A 15867-nucleotide genomic window follows, 5' to 3' on the forward strand; every position below is an offset into this window, starting at 1 on the left:
CCCTCCAAAGATAAACAAGTTTGCCGGCTGCGATGCGTGCACCCTGCGTCGGGCCAGATCGAGCGCGCGCGGGATACAGGGAGAACGGACGCGTGCTGCGCCGAACACCATTCCTATAGGCAGTCGCGGTCGGGGACCCGGACGTCTCGGGAGGTCACCACCCCATGTAAGTCAGTTACGAGTGTGCCCCAGTCACCCAGCATGCAACCTTTCGGGGCCCCATCGCCACAAGGGGCGGACTGCTCTGTGTGCACTTCTCGATTTTAGAACTGCACCTAGCCGCAAAGGCGCATCCAACTTGCTTGCTCGCCAAGTTTGGCGGCCGCCCTTCGATCGGGACCAATCCGTCCGCAAGACGTTCATCAAGCGGAGGAACCGATTTTATGAGCGCCGAAGTGTAGGGATGATACGGTCTCGAAAAGATGTCCGATGTTGAACCTTCTTCGACTATACGCCCGGCGTACATGACTACCACCCGGGAGCAAAACTCCGACACCAGGGCGATATTGTGAGAAATGAAGACAATCGACGAACCGGTATCGGTGTTCATCTTTTCGAGGAGCTCGATGACCTGCGCTTGAACAGTGACATCGAGAGCCGTGGTCGGCTCGTCGGCTATGATCAATTTGGGCGTGTTCGCAGTTCCCATCGCGATGACAATACGCTGACGCATGCCCCCGGAAAACTGGTGCGGATACTGGCCGGCGCGGACGGCTGGCTCAGGAATCTTGACGGAGCGCATCATGTCGACCGCCGCGCTGGCCGAGATCTTTCTCGAGACGCCCTTATGGGCCTCGATTGTCTCGCCGACTTGGCGCCCTGCGGTCATCATCGGGTTCAGGCTCGCCGCAGGGTCCTGAAAAACCATTCCAATCTCGTTGCCGCGCAGTCGGCGCATCTCCGTTTCCGACAGCGCGAGCAGATCGGTTCCAAGAAACTGAATGCTACCACCGACGGGAGCCGCCCCCGGAGCGAGCAGTCTCATGATGGCGAGAGCCAGAGTTGACTTCCCGCATCCCGACTCTCCTACAACACCAATCCGGTCACCTGCATTGACGTGGAAGGAAACACCGCGCACGACATGAAGCACACCGCGCTTGCTTTCAATGTCTATCGACAGATTCTCAACTGACAATATCGCATCATGATCGGCAGAATGTCTGATTTGATTAAGCATTCTGGGCTCCGCGCTGTGCGTCGACATGTTCTTGAAAGTGACAGGCCGCCTGGTGGTCACCCGTGCCCGACAACATCGGGTCGACGGCGGAGCATACGTCCGGTGAACCGAGCTTTTGCCTGAGCCAGCATCGCGCTTGGAACCGACAGCCGGGTGGCAAATGCATCGGAGAAGGAGGATCGCCCGGCAGTGAGATCGGTTTGCGCTTGGCTGAAGATGTCGGCATTCTCGGCACCGCAGACAGCAAGGCTGCTGTGTAGGGATGACGCGGAGCTGCAAATATCTTATCCGCATCCGCTAGCTCGACAATTCGACCAAGGTACATGACCGCAACCCGGTCCGCCATCTGCCGAACGACCGCCAAGTCGTGGGATATGAACACGTAGGTCAGGTTTAGCTTGCGCTGCAACGATACAAGCAAATTGACGATCTGAGCCTGAACGGACACATCGAGCGCACTGACGGGCTCGTCGCAGATTATAATTTCGGGGTTTGCGGCGAGTGACCGGGCAATCCCAATTCGCTGCCGCTGCCCGCCGCTGAACTCACGAGGAAACTTCGCATACCCGGACGCTCCGATCGAAACGAGATCAAGCAGTTCATTCACCCGCGACTGCCGCTGCTTTTTGTCGACGCCGGCCAGAAGGAGTGGCTCCCCAATGATCTCGCCCGCCCGCTGCCTTGGATCAAGGCTGCTGTACGGGTCCTGGAACACCATTTGCAGGCTCTTCCTGGCCTCACGCAAGCTGCTCCCTTTCATATCGCTGATGGGCAGGCCATTAAGCGCAACGCTTCCGCCAGTCGGGGCCTCGAGCATGCACAATGTGCGCCCAAGGGTGGATTTGCCACAACCGCTCTCCCCCACGACCCCGAGCGTTTCGCCGCGATAGATCTTGAGATTGATTCCATCCACCGCCCGCACACCGGTGCCAAAAATGACATGCAGGTCTCGAGCTTCGAGGATCGTATCGCCCAGGCGAGCACCGGCATTATTTGTCGTCTCGCCGATTTGTTTCAGGAGTTCACTCATGAGGCCTCTCCGCCGCGTCTGAACGAAGGATCGAAGTGTTCGCGCAATGCGTCGCCGACGACGTTTATGGACAGCAAGGTGAGCCCCACCGCTATCGCTGGCGTTATGAGCAGATGCGGATACGACTGCATCGACCTCACGCCCGACGCGATCATCGCTCCCCAGCTCGGTGTGGGTGGATCGACGCCAACGCCCAGGAAGCTCAGGCCAGCTTCAAGCAGAATTGCACTTGGCACGACAAACGTCGCGGCGACGATAATCACCGGCAGGCAGTTCGGCAGAATGTGGCGCCGCATTACGAATAAGTCTGAGGCACCCGCCAATCGAGCGGCCGCAACGTATTCCGCCGATCGAAGTATGATCACCTCTGCGCGTACAATGCGGGCGCAAACCAGCCAAGAGGTAAAACTCAAAGTGAGGAAGACGCCGAACAGCCCTCCCGACATTTTATAAAGCGCCGTTATCGGTGAAAAGAAGTCAGTGGAAGACTGGCTCAACTGCCCCTTCACAACTCCGGCGATCAGAATTGCAAACAACGTGTCGGGGAATGCGTACATGCTGTCAACGAAGCGCATGCAAACACTGTCAATCCAGCCTCGCTTGTATCCTGCGATAGCGCCGACAGCGATGCCGATGAGAACTGCCGCCACGGTGGATGTCACGGCAACTACCAGTGAGACACGGGCTCCGATCGCAAGACGAGCCAGCATGTCACGTCCCAACTCGTCGGTCCCGAGTATGTGGTTCCAACTGGGGGGCGAATTTCTGTGAAGCAGATCCTGGCGATACGCGTCGTAAGGCAGGAATGAAGCGGATGCAGCAACAACGACGATCAGCACCAGGAATGCTATGGCAACGGCTAGACCGGGCTTGCTGCGGATAGATGTGGGTAGCAGTGAAACACCACGCCGCTGGATAGATGGCACTATCGTCATCGTACGTCCTCGCGGGTTCGGGGGTCGATTATGAAATGAGCGATGTCGACGAGCAGATTGCAGAGGACCACAATCACCGCGTACACGAGGGTCGTCGCAATGATGACAGGATAGTCTCTTGCCGACACCGCCAGCACGAAGTACCGCCCGAACCCAGGCACGCCGGCGATGGATTCCACGAAGAATGAACCAACGAGTACCGAGGAGGCGTATGAACCGGCAACTGTCACGACAGGAATAATGGCATTTCTCAGTATATGAACCGCGATGATGCGCCCTCGTTTCACTCCTTTCGCCCGAGCTGAACGGACAAAATCCTTGTGCATGACCTCCAGAACACAGTTTCGACAGTAACGGGCAATCGCCGCCATTGGAGCGAGAGCGAGGGAAACCACGGGAACGATGGCCGAGGTGGAAAAGAGCCCCTTCCACCCAAACGTTGGAACAAGTCCAAGTCCGACGCCCAACGTTACGATCAACACTGCAGTGATGATGTAGGTTGGTAGAGACACGCAGAAGGTACAGAAGAACAGTATAGCAGTCTCCAGAGCTCTCGAACGTGTCAGGGCCGCCAGGACGCCAAGCAGTAGCCCCATGACGATGGCGAGGGCTATCGCCATTGAGCCGAGGGCAAGCGACGTCGGAAGAAACTTCTTCACGATATCGGTGACGGATTGCGTGGGGTCACGAAACGACGGCCCAAGATCGCCTTGAACGGCACCCCAGAGATAACCGACGTACTGAATGTGCAACGGCGCATCCAGATTGTATTTCGCATCCAGGGCAGCCTTCGCGGCTGGCTCCATCGGCCGATTTGCGCTCGCGCTGTCCCATGGCGAGCCAGGCGTGAGATGGGCTATCGCGAATGTTACCGTGTAAACAACCAAGAGAGTTGGGATACTGGCAAGCACTCGCTTCAATATAAAGGAGAACATGTCTGTCCCAGCCTACCGAACGATTTCCGTATCGCGGATGGGATAGAGTCTAAGAGTAGTGTCGGGCCGAAGGTTTTTGACATAAGGCTTCACAAGCCAGAGCGACGTTTCCCGATAAAGGGCGCTCATCGGTTGTTGCTCTTCGAAGATCTTGTTTGCTTGCCGGTAGGTCTCAATCCTCTGAGTTTCGTCCGTAGCTACCTTCGCTTGTTTGATGAGCGACGCGAAGTCCTCGTTGCGGAAATGGCTGTTGCGATAGTCGTCGGTGATCAGATCGCCATACCAATTTTCAGGATCCGCATAGTCGGATACCCAAAGAGCAGTTATCATGTCGTAGGGCGCATTCTTGCGGGCGTTCACCCAAGCGGCGAAAGCCTTCAGCTCCATGACGTTGATCGTGGCGTTGATGCCGAGATTCTCCGACCACATCTGCTGCAGCAGTTGTGCTACGATCGGCTGCGAAGCGCTATCACGTACTGTGAGGGTGAATGGAGGGAAACCGGCGCCGTTCGGGTAGCCAGCCTTGGCTAGAAGCTCGCGGGCAGTCTCCACATTTCCCTTGATGGCGTCGTCCTCGTTTGCACCAGGAATACCTGGCGGAACGATCGTATTTGCCACTGCCGCGGTTCCATCGCTAATGACTGACGACAGCGCGTTCCTATCAATGGCCAGGCTCAATGCGTGCCGCACGTCCTTGTTGTCCCACGGAGCATGCGAATTATCGTACTGGACCCACCAGGTTCCGGAATCAAGATTCGTAATCAATTCTTTTGCGAGAGTGGCGTCCTGCCGAACCCGCTGAATGTCCTGTATCGGAATGCAGGTGGCGAAGTCGATCTCCTCAGCTTCATAAGCTCGAAGTTGCGCTTCGCAGATATCGCCCGACGCGACCGTCATTCTGATTGTGTCAATTGTCGGCTTCTTCCCGGCATAGAAGGAATTGACGTTCATTTCGATCGATTGATCGTTTACCCGGGCCACAAGTTTGTATGGTCCATTGGAAACGATATGTTCGGGAAGCGTCCATCGCTCGCCCCATTGAGCCACCACGGCCTGCGGAACTGGAGTAATGTAAGGGAGCGCAAGCTTCGCCAGGAATGAGGGCGCCACTCGTTCTGTTTCGATAACCAGCGTGAAATCATCCACGGCTTTGATATGGACCGCCGAGGCGTCTTTGGTCTCGCCGGAGTTGTACGCCTTGGCGCCCTTGATCTCCGTCAAAAATTGCGCGTTTCCGCTCGCGATGCTCGGATCCAGGATGCGCTTGAGAGAGTACTCCCAATCCTTGGCGGTTACGGGCTCGCCATTCGACCACTTATTCTCCGGCTTCAGCTTTACGGTCCAGGTCAAACCATCGCTGGATCGCTCGATCGAATTGGCTTGCAAATAAACGAGCGTGCCGTCGTTCTGAATCTTTGCGAGCGGCTCGAAGAGCTGGGTCTGGATGGCAACCCCACCGTCGTCCACCAGATTGGGGTCCATGAAACGTGGCTCCTGGACGATCATCCGGAACGTCTGGCCCTCGCCGGCAGCGGCCGGCGTTGAAAACGTCGGAGCCGCCGACGACAAGGCAGCAAGCATCGAGGCCAGAAAGACCTTTTTCCTCATTTTAGTTCCCCTATTTTTAGCCCGTAGATCGAACTTTCTGCGACAGGCTATTTGTAAGTTCTATAAAGTCAATATGTATTTTGTAATTTAAATTTCAGTTTGACACCCTTCCAATTCGGGGCATATGAAATGTTAGAACGGCTTTCGGATGAAAGTTTCCTTTCACCGGAACGGCACGATTACGGAACTATCAAGGCTTCAAATGTCCGCGAAGACGGTAGAGCAACGCTTAAATGATTATCTTGTCACGGGGTCGAAGGCGGAGCGCCGAATAGCGACTTTCATGCTGGCAAGCATCGCTGAACTGCCGTTTGACACCGCCGCCTCAATCTCGAAGCGGATAGGTGTGAGCGAACCGACTGTGGGACGCTTTTGCCGTACTTTGGGCTATCAGAACTTCAAAGCTTTGAAGGAAGACCTGCAGCATGACATCGGTGGAGGTCCCTGGCTGCTCGGTGACCGCCTGAAGGAGTTTCATGATCGAAACAAAACCGGTGAAGACGAACCGGGACGCGGGCTCGAGTTAGAAATCGCCAGCCTCGTTCGGATCTATGAACTCGCGCGAACAGAGCAGTGGGCCCGCGCGGTGAAAAAAATTGCTCGCGACCGGCAGGTCTTTATCGCAGGCTTCCAGACGGAGCGGGGTCTTGCACACTACTTTGCCCATCAGCTCCAATATCTGCGGCCTAACGTGCATCTTGTCGATATCGCCGGCGGCAACTTCTCCGAGGCATTGTTAAATGGAGAAAAATCGACTGCGCTCGTGATCTTTGAGGCGCGAAGATACTCGCGGCTATCGGAATCATTGGCCAAGAGCGCGAAGTCGCGCGGCATCCCGCTAACGCTAATAACTGATGCCTATTGCGATTGGGGTCATGATCTTGCCGATGAAATGTTCGTCGTGCGAACGGAGTTCGATATGTTTTGGGATTCGACGGCTCATATGGCGAACCTGAGCAACCTCCTGATTAACTCGGTATTCAAGGAGCTTGGCCCACAAGTGGAGGAACGCCTCAACGCTGTAACCCGCCTACATGGCGATTTCATCGGATATGTCGGTGAAGCTGCCCGGCAGGATACCAAATCATGACCGGCGAACTTCTGAATTTGAGAATCTGTCGCAATCCAACTTGGCACTGACAGCCAAGACCGGAAGACACGAACTTACACCGAACTAGCCTGCCGCCACGCGAGGCAAAGGCCGCCCTGAGGTACTCCGGGTGTCCCTTTGGCTCGTCCGCATTTTCGTACGCAAGGGAACCCAACATGAAGATTTTCATCAGCTCGGATATCGAAGGCACTGCAGGGATTACGGCTTGGGACGAAGCCAAGAAGGGCCAGCCGGAGTACGTAGAATTCCGCGAATACATGACGAATGAACTCGTAGCCGCCTGCGAAGGAGCGCAAGCGGCCGGCGCAACGGAAATCGTCGTGAAAGACGCACATTCGTCGGCTCGCAACCTAATCCTATCAAAACTGCCGCCGTACGTGAGCGTCGTCAGGGGCTGGAGCGGGCATCCGGATGAGATGATGTTCGGCATCGATACGAGTTTTTCAGCCGCTCTCTATATCGGCTACCACAACAAGGCGGGCACCGATACGAATCCTCTCGCTCATACGCTGAGCGGAGCGGTTTCCAGACTGCTGATCAACGGCGAAGTGGCTTCGGAATTCACACTCAATGCCCTCTGTGCTTCGCGCTACGGTGTCCCCTCGGCATTTCTTTCCGGTGATGCAGGAATGTGTGCCGAAGCTGAGGTCGCGGTACCGGGCATCGCGACACTAGCCACCAGTGAAGGCTTTGGTCCGGCGACGAAATCGTTGGTCCCGGCGGCTGCGGTAATCGCGATCCGTGAAGGCGTGGAGAAGGCCCTGTCGGGAAACTACAACAACTCGCTGCCGAATCTTGCCGAAGAGTTCGAGCTCGTCGTTGAATACACCAATCCGTCGGACGCCTATAGGAATAGCTGGTACCCCCGCATGGAGCATATCGCGCCACGGACGTTGCGCTTCAACGCGCAAGACTACTTCGAGATCCAACGTGCGATGCGCTTCGTCGTCTAGATGCGCCGTCGCGGGATGTTCTTGTCTTCCGAATGATAACCGAGGACCCGAGTGAGGGCTAAACAGTTGAGCCGAATTGTATATCTGAATGGGGAATTTCTGGAGGAGACCGAAGCGAAAATCTCGATCTTCGACCGTGGGTTTGTCTTTGCCGATGCCGTCTACGAAGTGACCTCGGTTGTCGATGGCAAGCTGCTTGATTTCGGCGGCCATGCCGCGCGTCTTGAACGCTCGCTCGGCGAATTGGGCATTCGCCATCCGCTGTCCCAGCAAGTGCTGCTGGCCATCCACCGCGAGTTGGTCGAGCGGAACAAGATTATCGAGGGACTGGTCTACCTACAAATTTCGCGCGGCAATCCTGGCCGCCGCGATTTCGCCTTCCCTGCACCCGACGTCGAGCCGACGGTCGTGCTTTTCACCCAGACGGTTGCCAATCTCGTGGATGCCCCGCAAGCGAGGACCGGCATCAAGGTTATCTCGGTCCCAGACATCCGCTGGGGTCGTCGCGACATTAAGACGGTGCAACTCCTCTATCCTTCGATGGCGAAGATGATGGCAAAAGAGGCGGGAGCAGATGACGGTTGGTTCATACAGGACGGCTTCGTCACCGAGGGAACCGCAAACAACGCCTACATCATCAAGTCTGGCAGGATCATCACTCGAGCCTTATCGAACGACATTCTGCACGGCATCACGCGCGCCACGCTGTTGCGCTACGCCAGGGAAGCACGGATGGAAGTCGCCGAACGGGCCTTCACAATCGAGGAGGCTAAGGCTGCTGACGAGGCATTCATCACTGGGGCATCCTCCTTCGTCATGCCCGTGGTCGAAATCGACGGCGCAAGGATCGGGACAGGCCTGCCGGGACCGATCGCCACCGGCTTGCGCGAACTCTATATCGATGAGGCGCGTCGAGCGGCGATTTAATCCATAGGGCGTCTGGCGCCATTTAGCCAACGCCCCATATGCCCCCAATTGGTTCGTTCTAACGACGTTTTGTACGGCGGCGGATTAGCGCGACCTTGATGCGGGGAGCCGAGTTGCAAGTCGGCGAGCCAACTCGCTGTTGACCCACACACAGTATCACAACCCTCTAAGCTGCCACGGAGCAGGAGTCGAATATGGGTGAACCACTGCTATTAGACGCCAGACAGACCGCCGCAAAGCTTCCCTTCCCGGAATTGGTTGCGGCTCTTCAACGGGGCTTTGCGAAGGGATGCCAGACACCCGCGCGCCACCATCACACATTACGCAGCGAAGGCGAACCTGACGGTACGTTGCTCTTGATGCCGGCCTGGTCCAACGCCGATGACGAGGATCATTTTCTCGGCGTGAAACTGGTGACCATTATGCCGGGCAACATGAACCGTAGGCTGCCTGCTGTCGTATCGACATACATGCTCTACGACGCCATCACCGGAGAGCAGTTGGCCCTCATGGATGGAAACACGCTGACGAGCCGGCGCACTGTGGCAACCTCAGCACTTGGGGCCAAATATCTTTCTCGAGAGGACGCCTCATCGCTTGTCATTATAGGCGCGGGCCGTGTGGGAAGCCTGATCGCGGACGCCTACTCAGCTGTACGACGGCTTCGGCGCATCGTCATCTGGGACATCAATCCCGAACAAGCCGACCGCCTCGCCTCTTCCCTCCGTGACCAGGGTCTTCCCGCGAAATCCACGACAGACATTAAAACCGCAATAGAATCCGCCGACATAGTCAGCGCCGCAACGCTTGCAACCGCACCCATCATTCGAGGCGAGTGGCTGAAACCGGGCACTCACGTCGATCTCATTGGGGCGTTCACCCCGGAGATGCGAGAGGCGGATGATGAAGTGATGCGCCGCTCGTCGATCTACGTCGACACTGCGGTAGCGCTTGAGGAGGCGGGAGAGCTTATCAAGCCACTCGCCGAGGGGGTAATTGGCAAGAACGCCATTCTTGGCACTCTCACCGACCTGTGCCGAAAGGACGAATTCGCACGTGCGAACGCAGACCAGATCACTTGTTTCAAAAGTGTAGGCTCTGGGCTCGCCGACCTTACCGCGGCCCAGCTCGTCTATAGACGCATTTAAACTATCATATGCAGATTCGGAGCTCCGGCGAGCTCCGAAATGCTTTCGCAAAGCTCCAGACACGCTCTGCCACGGCGTAGCCCCCAGTAGGGCTGGATGCAAAGCGCCGGTTACGCCACTATGAAATCGTAACGGCCGAATTTTCCGTCACTCGTCGTTCTGATATCGAGCAACAAGGCTGCGTTGAATATGCGGTCACGTTCATTGTCCGGCTCACCGGCAAAATACAGCTGCGTCGTCAGCACGTTCCCGCCGGGCCTTTGGACTTTCACGTGGTAATGCCGGGTGCGACCAGGATAGAGTCCAGGCACGATCGTCTCGAACCACCATTTGCCTTCTGCATCCGTGAATTGATGTCCGCGGAGTTTGTATCCGCTATTGTCGTAGGTGCCGGTCTCATCGGCGTGCCATAGCTCGATCAACGCTTTTGCTACCGGTTGGCAGTCCTTGGTTAGCACGTAGCCAACAAGTGTCATTCTTTCACCGCCCGGTGCATCGCTCGCGAAGTCCTGTTTTTCAGGGCTCTGCGGCGTAAAATACGGGCCTTCGGTCTGTGCCGGCGTCAGATGGTGGTCATCACCGCAACTAGCCGTAAGCGGCAGCTCCACGGGAGCGCCGGCTGCATGGCCGAATCTCGGCAGCACAATCGGCGTGGCGACGAAGCTGATAAGGAAATGTCGCCGGGTCGGCATGGCGTTGTATCTCCAAACATGGAAGCCAAGATCGTTGCGGGTCCATTGGGCAGAAGTGGGGCGGACATTACCAGAATTCGCGACCGGCAACTTCATCAGGCGAGGGCTGCTGCTGAAGCGTCGCCGGTCTACACGGTTTGCACGCCGGCATCTGGTGTCTGACTTGGAGCAGTAACAATGCCGTTCCATTGACGTCGTCTGCTTTAGGTCGAAAGCTACCCAAATCTCACGCCTTGATGGGAATTGACATCCTCGACCAATCTAATCGTTTGGCCGAGCCTGCTTTCATAAAAGGCAGCGCGCTCGCATCCTCACAACGACACCGTGCCAGGACATATCTCGCCGGTGCAGAGAAATTATCTTGACAGAACACGAAAGTCGAAATCTTATTGTAAAGCGTTTTAGTAAATCGGTTTACAACTGCAAGGGATGGAGCCAAGGTGACCACACGACGCGTCACAAGCCTCAAGGATGTAGCCCGCGCTGCCGGCGTTTCCGTGACGACGGTCTCGCGGCTGCTGAACGGATCGCTCGACCTTCCTCACGAGACGAAGAAGCGGATCTCCGACGCGATCCACGACCTCAATTACCAGCCCAACCCGCATGCCCGCCGGCTCAGCCGCGGTCGTTCCGATACGATCGGTCTTGTCGTTCCGGATATCGCCAATCCGTTCTTCGCCACGCTCGTAGCCGCGGTCGAAGAAGAAGCGGATACTCGCGGGCTTGCCGTCTCTCTTTACGCGACACTCAACCGCGCCGGTCGCGAGGTCGCCTATCTCCAGCTTATCGAGCGCAATCACGTCGATGGCCTGATCTTCGTCACCAACCACCCCGATGACGGTCAACTCGCCACCCTGATAAACCGAACCGGCAAAGTCGTGATCGCCGACGAAGACGTTCCGGGTGCTCAGGCGCCAAAGCTGTTCTGCGACAATGAGCTGGGCGGATCGCTTGCCGGCAGGCATCTGTCCGAATTCGGGCACAAAGATGTACTGTTCGTCGGCGGCCCGGAAGCGATGATCAGTTCACGTCGGCGCTTCAACGGTCTTGAAGGGGCGCTGCGCGACGCTTTTGGCGAGGATTTCCGTCTTTCTAAATACGCCGGCGACTACACGGTGACTTTCGGACGGCAGGCAGCAAAGCGCTTCATCGAGGAAGGCCGCCCGGCAACGGCGATTTTCGCCAGTTCGGACGAAATCGCCATTGGCATGATCGAGGTCTTCCGTGACCAGGGGGTGTCGATCCCGGACGACGTCTCGGTCATCGGCTTCGACGATGTCGGCCCGCTCCACCTTTTCGGTCCGCCCATGACCGCCATTCGCCAGCCGGTCCGCGCGATCGGCGAGCGTGCCCTCTCCCTTCTTCTCGAAACAAACTGGCAGGACAAGCAGGCTCCCATCGAGGAGCTTCTGCCAGTCGAAATCGTCGTGCGGAAATCCGTTGCTCCGCCTGCGAAACGATAAATCACGCAATGGAGAACCAACAGAGGATGAGAACATGAATTGGACTTTGAAACGCAGGACCTTAGTCGCCACGCTTGGCTTCACGGCATTGACGACCCTCGGCGCGGCTCTCTCACCGGCTCTTGCCGCCGAAAAGACCTTTGCACTCGTGCAGATCAACCAGCAGGCGCTGTTCTTCAATCAGATGAACGAAGGCGCGCAGAAGGCGGCCGACGCCGCCGGCGCGAAGCTCGTCATTTTCAATGCCAACAACGATCCGGCCGCGCAGAACAGCGCGATCGAGACCTATATCCAGCAGAAGGTCGATGGCATCGCCGTCGTCGCAATCGACGTCAACGGCATCATGCCGGCCGTCAACCAGGCGGCCGAAGCCGGGATCCCCGTCGTTGCCATCGACGCGATCCTGCCGGAGGGCCCGCAAAAGGCGCAGATCGGCGTTGACAACGCCACGGCGGGTGCCGATATGGGCAAGTTCTTCCTCGACTACGTCAAGGCCAATGCCGACGGCAAGGCCAAGATCGGTGTCGTCGGCGCGCTCAACTCCTTCATCCAGAACGTTCGCCAGGAGGGATTTGAAAAGACCATCAAGGGTGTCGACGGCATCAGCTCGGCCGGCGTCGTCGACGGACAGAATGTGCAGGACAACGCGCTCTCGGCCGCCGAGAACCTGATTACCGGCAACCCTGACCTGACGGCGATCTACGCCACCGGCGAGCCGGCCCTGATGGGTGCCATCGCCGCGGTCGAGAGCCAGAGCAAGCAGGATAGCGTGAAGGTCTTCGGTTGGGATCTGACGGCCCAGGCGATCGCGGGCATCGATGCCGGCTACGTCACCGCCGTAATCCAGCAGGACCCGGCCGCCATGGGTGCCGCTGCCGTTGACGCCTTGAAGAAGATATCCGACGGCGGCAGCGTCGAGAAGACCATCGCCGTGCCGGTAACGATCGTCACCAAGGACAACGTCGAGCCATATCGGGCGATCTTCAAATGATGACGACTGAAAGACAGCATCCTCCCGCTGTCGCTGGTGTCGGGGGGGCTCTGCCCTCCCGCACCGGTGCCAGTCCCCGCGTGTCCCTCAAGGGGATTATCAAGACGTTCGGATCGCACCAGGCGCTGCGTGGTGTTGACCTCGACATCTATCCCGGCGAGTGCCTTGGCCTCGTCGGCGACAATGCCGCCGGCAAATCGACGCTGACCAAGGTCATCTCGGGAACCTACATACCCGATGGTGGGACCATTACTCTGGAAGGCGAAGAGGTTCGGTTTTCGGGGCCCGCTGATGCCCGCAACCGCAATATCGAAATGGTTTTCCAGGATCTGAGCCTTTGCGACCACATCGATGTGGTCGGCAATCTCTTTCTGGGTCGAGAAATCAGCAAAGGGCCATTTCTCGATACGAAGACCATGCTCGCCGAAGCCCGCAAGATGCTCGACGCCCTGGAGATCCGCATTCCCCGGCTGACGGGAAAGGTAGCCCAGCTCTCGGGCGGACAGCGCCAGGCCATCGCCATTGCCCGCGCCGCGTCGTTCAACCCGAAGGTCCTGATCATGGACGAGCCCACTTCGGCACTTGCCGTGGCGGAGGTCGAAGCCGTGCTCGCGCTCATCAACCGCGTTAAAGCGAAAGGCGTGTCCGTCATCCTGATCACCCATCGCCTCCAGGACCTGTTCCGTGTCTGCGACCGCATTGCCGTCATGTACGAAGGCACCAAGGTGGCCGAGCGCGAAATCGGCAAGACCAACCTGGAAGACCTCGTCAAGCTGATCGTCGGGGAAGGAGCCAAACAATGACGGCCTATACCGAACGCGCAAAAGGCTCGCCGGCGGCGGATTTCCTGTCTGAAAACGCCCAGGTCCTGTCGATCGCCTTCTTTTTCCTGGCCTGCGTGGTCTTCTTCGCTGCCACGACCGACACGTTCATGACGCTCGGCAACATTCTGAACGTCATCCGCCAGGCGGCGCCGATCCTCATCGTCGCGGTCGCCATGACGCTTGTCATCATCACCGGTGGCATTGACCTCTCGGTAGGCTCGCAGGTCGCGCTGGTCAATGCGGTTGCCGCCATCGTGATGGCGATGGGCTATCCATGGCCGCTGGTCGTCGTCGCCATGCTTTTCTTCGGCGCATCTCTCGGCTTCGTCCAGGGGTGGTTTACCGCCTATCAGGGCATTCCGGCGTTCATCGTCACGCTTGCGGGCCTGTCGATCCTGCGCGGGCTCGCGCTCTATCTGACGCAGGGCTACTCGATCCCGATCAAGGACGCACCGGGCTTCTTCATGCTTGGCCGCGGCGAACTGTTGGGCATCCCCGTTCCGGCGCTGATCGCAGTCGCGGTCGCAGTCGCAGGCTATGTCGTCATATCCTCGACCAAATACGGCCGCCAGGTCGTTGCAGTCGGCTCCAACATGGAGGCCGCCCGTCGCGTCGGCATGCCGGCGAAATGGGTGATCGCTTCGGTCTATATGATCGCCGGGGTTGCCTGCGCCCTTGCCGGCCTGCTGATCGCCGCCCGCCTCGGCTCCGGCTCGTCGAATGCGGCCGTCGGCTTCGAGCTGCAGGTCATCGCCGCGGTGGTGCTGGGCGGAACGTCGCTGATGGGCGGTCGCGGCACGATCCTCGGCACCGTGCTTGGCACCATGACGATTGCGGTCATCGGCAACGGCCTGATTCTGATGCATATCTCGCCGTTCTTCACGCAGATCGTCACAGGCGCGATTATTCTCGTCGCGATCTGGCTCAACACCCGGATCTTCACCGCCAACTTTCGCCTCGGCGGCAAGAAGAGATAGCCGTCATGACACAAGAACTGTCTGAAGCACATGTGCGATCCGGCAAGGTGATGACCGTGACGGGGGCGATCGATGCGGAAGAGCTTGGCATCACGCTGATGCACGAGCATATCCTCAACGATTGCCGCTGCTGGTGGAACGCGCCGCAGACGAAGGAGCGTCAGTATCTCGCCGAAGGTTTCGTCTGCATGGAGATCCTCGGCGAACTGCGCCAGGATCCCTTCGTCAACAAGCACAACATCACGCTTGACGACGAACCCCTGGCAATCGCCGAACTGAAAGCCTTCGCCGCCGAAAGGGGCCGCACGGTCGTCGAACCCACCTGCAAGGGCATCGGCAGAAACCCGCTGGCGCTCAGGCGGATTTCCAGGGCGACCGGCCTCAACATCGTGATGGGTGCGGGATATTACCTCGCCTCCTCCCATCCGGCCGAGGTAGCCGGCATGAGCGTCGACCAGATCGCCGACGGCATCGTTCGCGAGGCGATCGAAGGCGTCGATGGCACGGATGTGAAAATCGGGCTGATCGGTGAGATCGGCGTCTCCGCGGATTTCACCCCGGCGGAGGAAAAGTCGTTGCGCGGCGCGGCCCGGGCGCAGGTTCGAACCGGTCTGCCGCTGATGGTGCACCTGCCGGGCTGGTTCCGGCTCGGCCATCGCGTGCTCGATGTCATTACTGAAGAAGGTGCTGATCTCCGCCACACCGTGCTTTGCCACATGAACCCGTCGCACGATGATTTCGCATACCAGAGCGAACTTGCCGCCCGCGGCGCGTTCATCGAATACGACATGATCGGCATGGACTTTTTCTATGCCGACCAGCAGGTGCAATGCCCCAGCGACGAGGAGGCCGCACGGGCGATCGCAAGGCTGGTGGAGGCCGGCCACATCGACCGCATCCTGCTTTCGCACGACGTGTTCCTGAAGATGATGCTCAGCCACTACGGAGGCAACGGCTATGCCTACGTCCTGCGCCACTTCCTGCCGCGCCTCAAACGACACGGACTGAACGACGATGCGCTCGACCGGATGATGCGGGGCAACCCCCGCTCGGTATTCCAAACCGGAGCCTGACAGTCGGCTCCAAACGCAATTCA

15 protein-coding genes are annotated in these 15867 nt (G+C 58.2%); 9 read left to right on the plus strand and 6 right to left on the minus strand.

Annotation, left to right across the window (positions count from 1 at the left end; all coding sequences use genetic code 11):
• Positions 1–175 precede the first annotated feature (175 nt).
• Genes IB265_RS18835 through IB265_RS18855 form a run of 5 tightly spaced genes read right to left on the minus strand, consistent with a single transcriptional unit; the run spans position 176 to position 5685 of the window.
• Positions 176–1177, minus strand: coding sequence for an ABC transporter ATP-binding protein (locus IB265_RS18835; protein ID WP_244495517.1), 1002 nt, complete (start codon positions 1175–1177; stop codon positions 176–178).
• Positions 1170–2207, minus strand: coding sequence for an ABC transporter ATP-binding protein (locus tag IB265_RS18840; RefSeq protein WP_057248334.1), 1038 nt, complete (start codon positions 2205–2207; stop codon positions 1170–1172). The genes IB265_RS18835 and IB265_RS18840 overlap by 8 nt, the downstream gene beginning before the upstream one ends.
• Entirely contained in the window at positions 2204–3142 is a 939-nt protein-coding gene (locus IB265_RS18845; protein ID WP_057248335.1) for an ABC transporter permease, read from the minus strand. The genes IB265_RS18840 and IB265_RS18845 overlap by 4 nt, the downstream gene beginning before the upstream one ends.
• Complete coding sequence (locus IB265_RS18850) at positions 3139–4077, minus strand: ABC transporter permease (protein ID WP_057248336.1); 939 nt, start codon at positions 4075–4077, stop codon at positions 3139–3141. The genes IB265_RS18845 and IB265_RS18850 overlap by 4 nt, the downstream gene beginning before the upstream one ends.
• A gap of 12 nt (positions 4078–4089) precedes the next feature.
• Positions 4090–5685 carry a peptide ABC transporter substrate-binding protein gene (locus IB265_RS18855; RefSeq protein WP_112996331.1) on the minus strand — a complete coding sequence of 532 codons (1596 nt, stop codon included), beginning with the start codon at positions 5683–5685 and terminating at the stop codon, positions 4090–4092.
• Between the two features lie 148 nt (positions 5686–5833).
• Here IB265_RS18855 and IB265_RS18860 point away from each other — a divergent pair, with 148 nt between their 5' ends.
• From IB265_RS18860 to IB265_RS18875, 4 genes are all read left to right on the plus strand, one after another.
• Complete coding sequence (locus IB265_RS18860; protein WP_244495518.1) at positions 5834–6775, plus strand: MurR/RpiR family transcriptional regulator; 942 nt, start codon at positions 5834–5836, stop codon at positions 6773–6775.
• Between the two features lie 176 nt (positions 6776–6951).
• Positions 6952–7749: a M55 family metallopeptidase gene (locus tag IB265_RS18865; protein ID WP_192495004.1), complete on the plus strand. Its 798-nt coding sequence runs from the start codon at positions 6952–6954 to the stop codon at positions 7747–7749.
• A gap of 66 nt (positions 7750–7815) precedes the next feature.
• Positions 7816–8676 carry a D-amino-acid transaminase gene (locus tag IB265_RS18870; protein WP_057248339.1) on the plus strand — a complete coding sequence of 287 codons (861 nt, stop codon included), beginning with the start codon at positions 7816–7818 and terminating at the stop codon, positions 8674–8676.
• A gap of 194 nt (positions 8677–8870) precedes the next feature.
• Positions 8871–9824, plus strand: a complete 954-nt coding sequence (locus tag IB265_RS18875) for an ornithine cyclodeaminase family protein (RefSeq protein ID WP_057248340.1) — start codon at positions 8871–8873, stop codon at positions 9822–9824.
• A gap of 110 nt (positions 9825–9934) precedes the next feature.
• On the opposite strand, the gene IB265_RS18880 is transcribed toward IB265_RS18875, so the two are convergent.
• Positions 9935–10612, minus strand: a complete 678-nt coding sequence (locus tag IB265_RS18880) for an intradiol ring-cleavage dioxygenase (RefSeq protein ID WP_309140390.1) — start codon at positions 10610–10612, stop codon at positions 9935–9937.
• 344 nt (positions 10613–10956) lie between these two features.
• Between IB265_RS18880 and IB265_RS18885 the strand changes: the two genes are divergently transcribed.
• The 5 genes from IB265_RS18885 to IB265_RS18905 are packed head-to-tail and all read left to right on the plus strand — an operon-like array spanning position 10957 to position 15844.
• A complete protein-coding gene (locus tag IB265_RS18885) occupies positions 10957–11979 on the plus strand; it encodes a LacI family DNA-binding transcriptional regulator (protein ID WP_113133895.1) in 1023 nt (340 codons plus the stop codon).
• A 34-nt stretch (positions 11980–12013) separates the two neighbouring features.
• A complete protein-coding gene (locus tag IB265_RS18890) occupies positions 12014–12970 on the plus strand; it encodes a substrate-binding domain-containing protein (RefSeq protein ID WP_057248343.1) in 957 nt (318 codons plus the stop codon).
• Positions 12970–13773, plus strand: a complete 804-nt coding sequence (locus tag IB265_RS18895) for an ATP-binding cassette domain-containing protein (protein ID WP_057248464.1) — start codon at positions 12970–12972, stop codon at positions 13771–13773. Before IB265_RS18890 ends, IB265_RS18895 begins: the two co-directional genes overlap by 1 nt.
• Complete coding sequence (locus IB265_RS18900) at positions 13770–14771, plus strand: ABC transporter permease (RefSeq protein ID WP_192495005.1); 1002 nt, start codon at positions 13770–13772, stop codon at positions 14769–14771. Before IB265_RS18895 ends, IB265_RS18900 begins: the two co-directional genes overlap by 4 nt.
• A gap of 5 nt (positions 14772–14776) precedes the next feature.
• On the plus strand, positions 14777–15844 hold the full coding sequence (locus IB265_RS18905) for a phosphotriesterase (RefSeq protein ID WP_112996370.1): 1068 nt from the start codon (positions 14777–14779) through the stop codon (positions 15842–15844).
• Positions 15845–15867 lie beyond the last annotated feature (23 nt).

It is taken from the genome of Ensifer sp. ENS10 (assembly GCF_014852025.1).
Classification (GTDB): Bacteria; Pseudomonadota; Alphaproteobacteria; order Rhizobiales; family Rhizobiaceae; genus Ensifer.

Coding starts and splice junctions, on each gene's coding strand:
- IB265_RS18905 (WP_112996370.1), top strand. CDS start 14,777: ATGACACAAGAACTGTCTGAAGCACATGTGCGATCCGGCAAGGTGATG.
- IB265_RS18890 (WP_057248343.1), top strand. CDS start 12,014: ATGAATTGGACTTTGAAACGCAGGACCTTAGTCGCCACGCTTGGCTTC.
- IB265_RS18880 (WP_309140390.1), bottom strand. CDS start 10,612: ATGAAGTTGCCGGTCGCGAATTCTGGTAATGTCCGCCCCACTTCTGCC.
- IB265_RS18840 (WP_057248334.1), bottom strand. CDS start 2,207: ATGAGTGAACTCCTGAAACAAATCGGCGAGACGACAAATAATGCCGGT.
- IB265_RS18865 (WP_192495004.1), top strand. CDS start 6,952: ATGAAGATTTTCATCAGCTCGGATATCGAAGGCACTGCAGGGATTACG.
- IB265_RS18860 (WP_244495518.1), top strand. CDS start 5,834: ATGAAAGTTTCCTTTCACCGGAACGGCACGATTACGGAACTATCAAGG.
- IB265_RS18850 (WP_057248336.1), bottom strand. CDS start 4,077: ATGTTCTCCTTTATATTGAAGCGAGTGCTTGCCAGTATCCCAACTCTC.
- IB265_RS18900 (WP_192495005.1), top strand. CDS start 13,770: ATGACGGCCTATACCGAACGCGCAAAAGGCTCGCCGGCGGCGGATTTC.
- IB265_RS18855 (WP_112996331.1), bottom strand. CDS start 5,685: ATGAGGAAAAAGGTCTTTCTGGCCTCGATGCTTGCTGCCTTGTCGTCG.
- IB265_RS18875 (WP_057248340.1), top strand. CDS start 8,871: ATGGGTGAACCACTGCTATTAGACGCCAGACAGACCGCCGCAAAGCTT.
- IB265_RS18845 (WP_057248335.1), bottom strand. CDS start 3,142: ATGACGATAGTGCCATCTATCCAGCGGCGTGGTGTTTCACTGCTACCC.
- IB265_RS18895 (WP_057248464.1), top strand. CDS start 12,970: ATGACGACTGAAAGACAGCATCCTCCCGCTGTCGCTGGTGTCGGGGGG.
- IB265_RS18835 (WP_244495517.1), bottom strand. CDS start 1,177: ATGCTTAATCAAATCAGACATTCTGCCGATCATGATGCGATATTGTCA.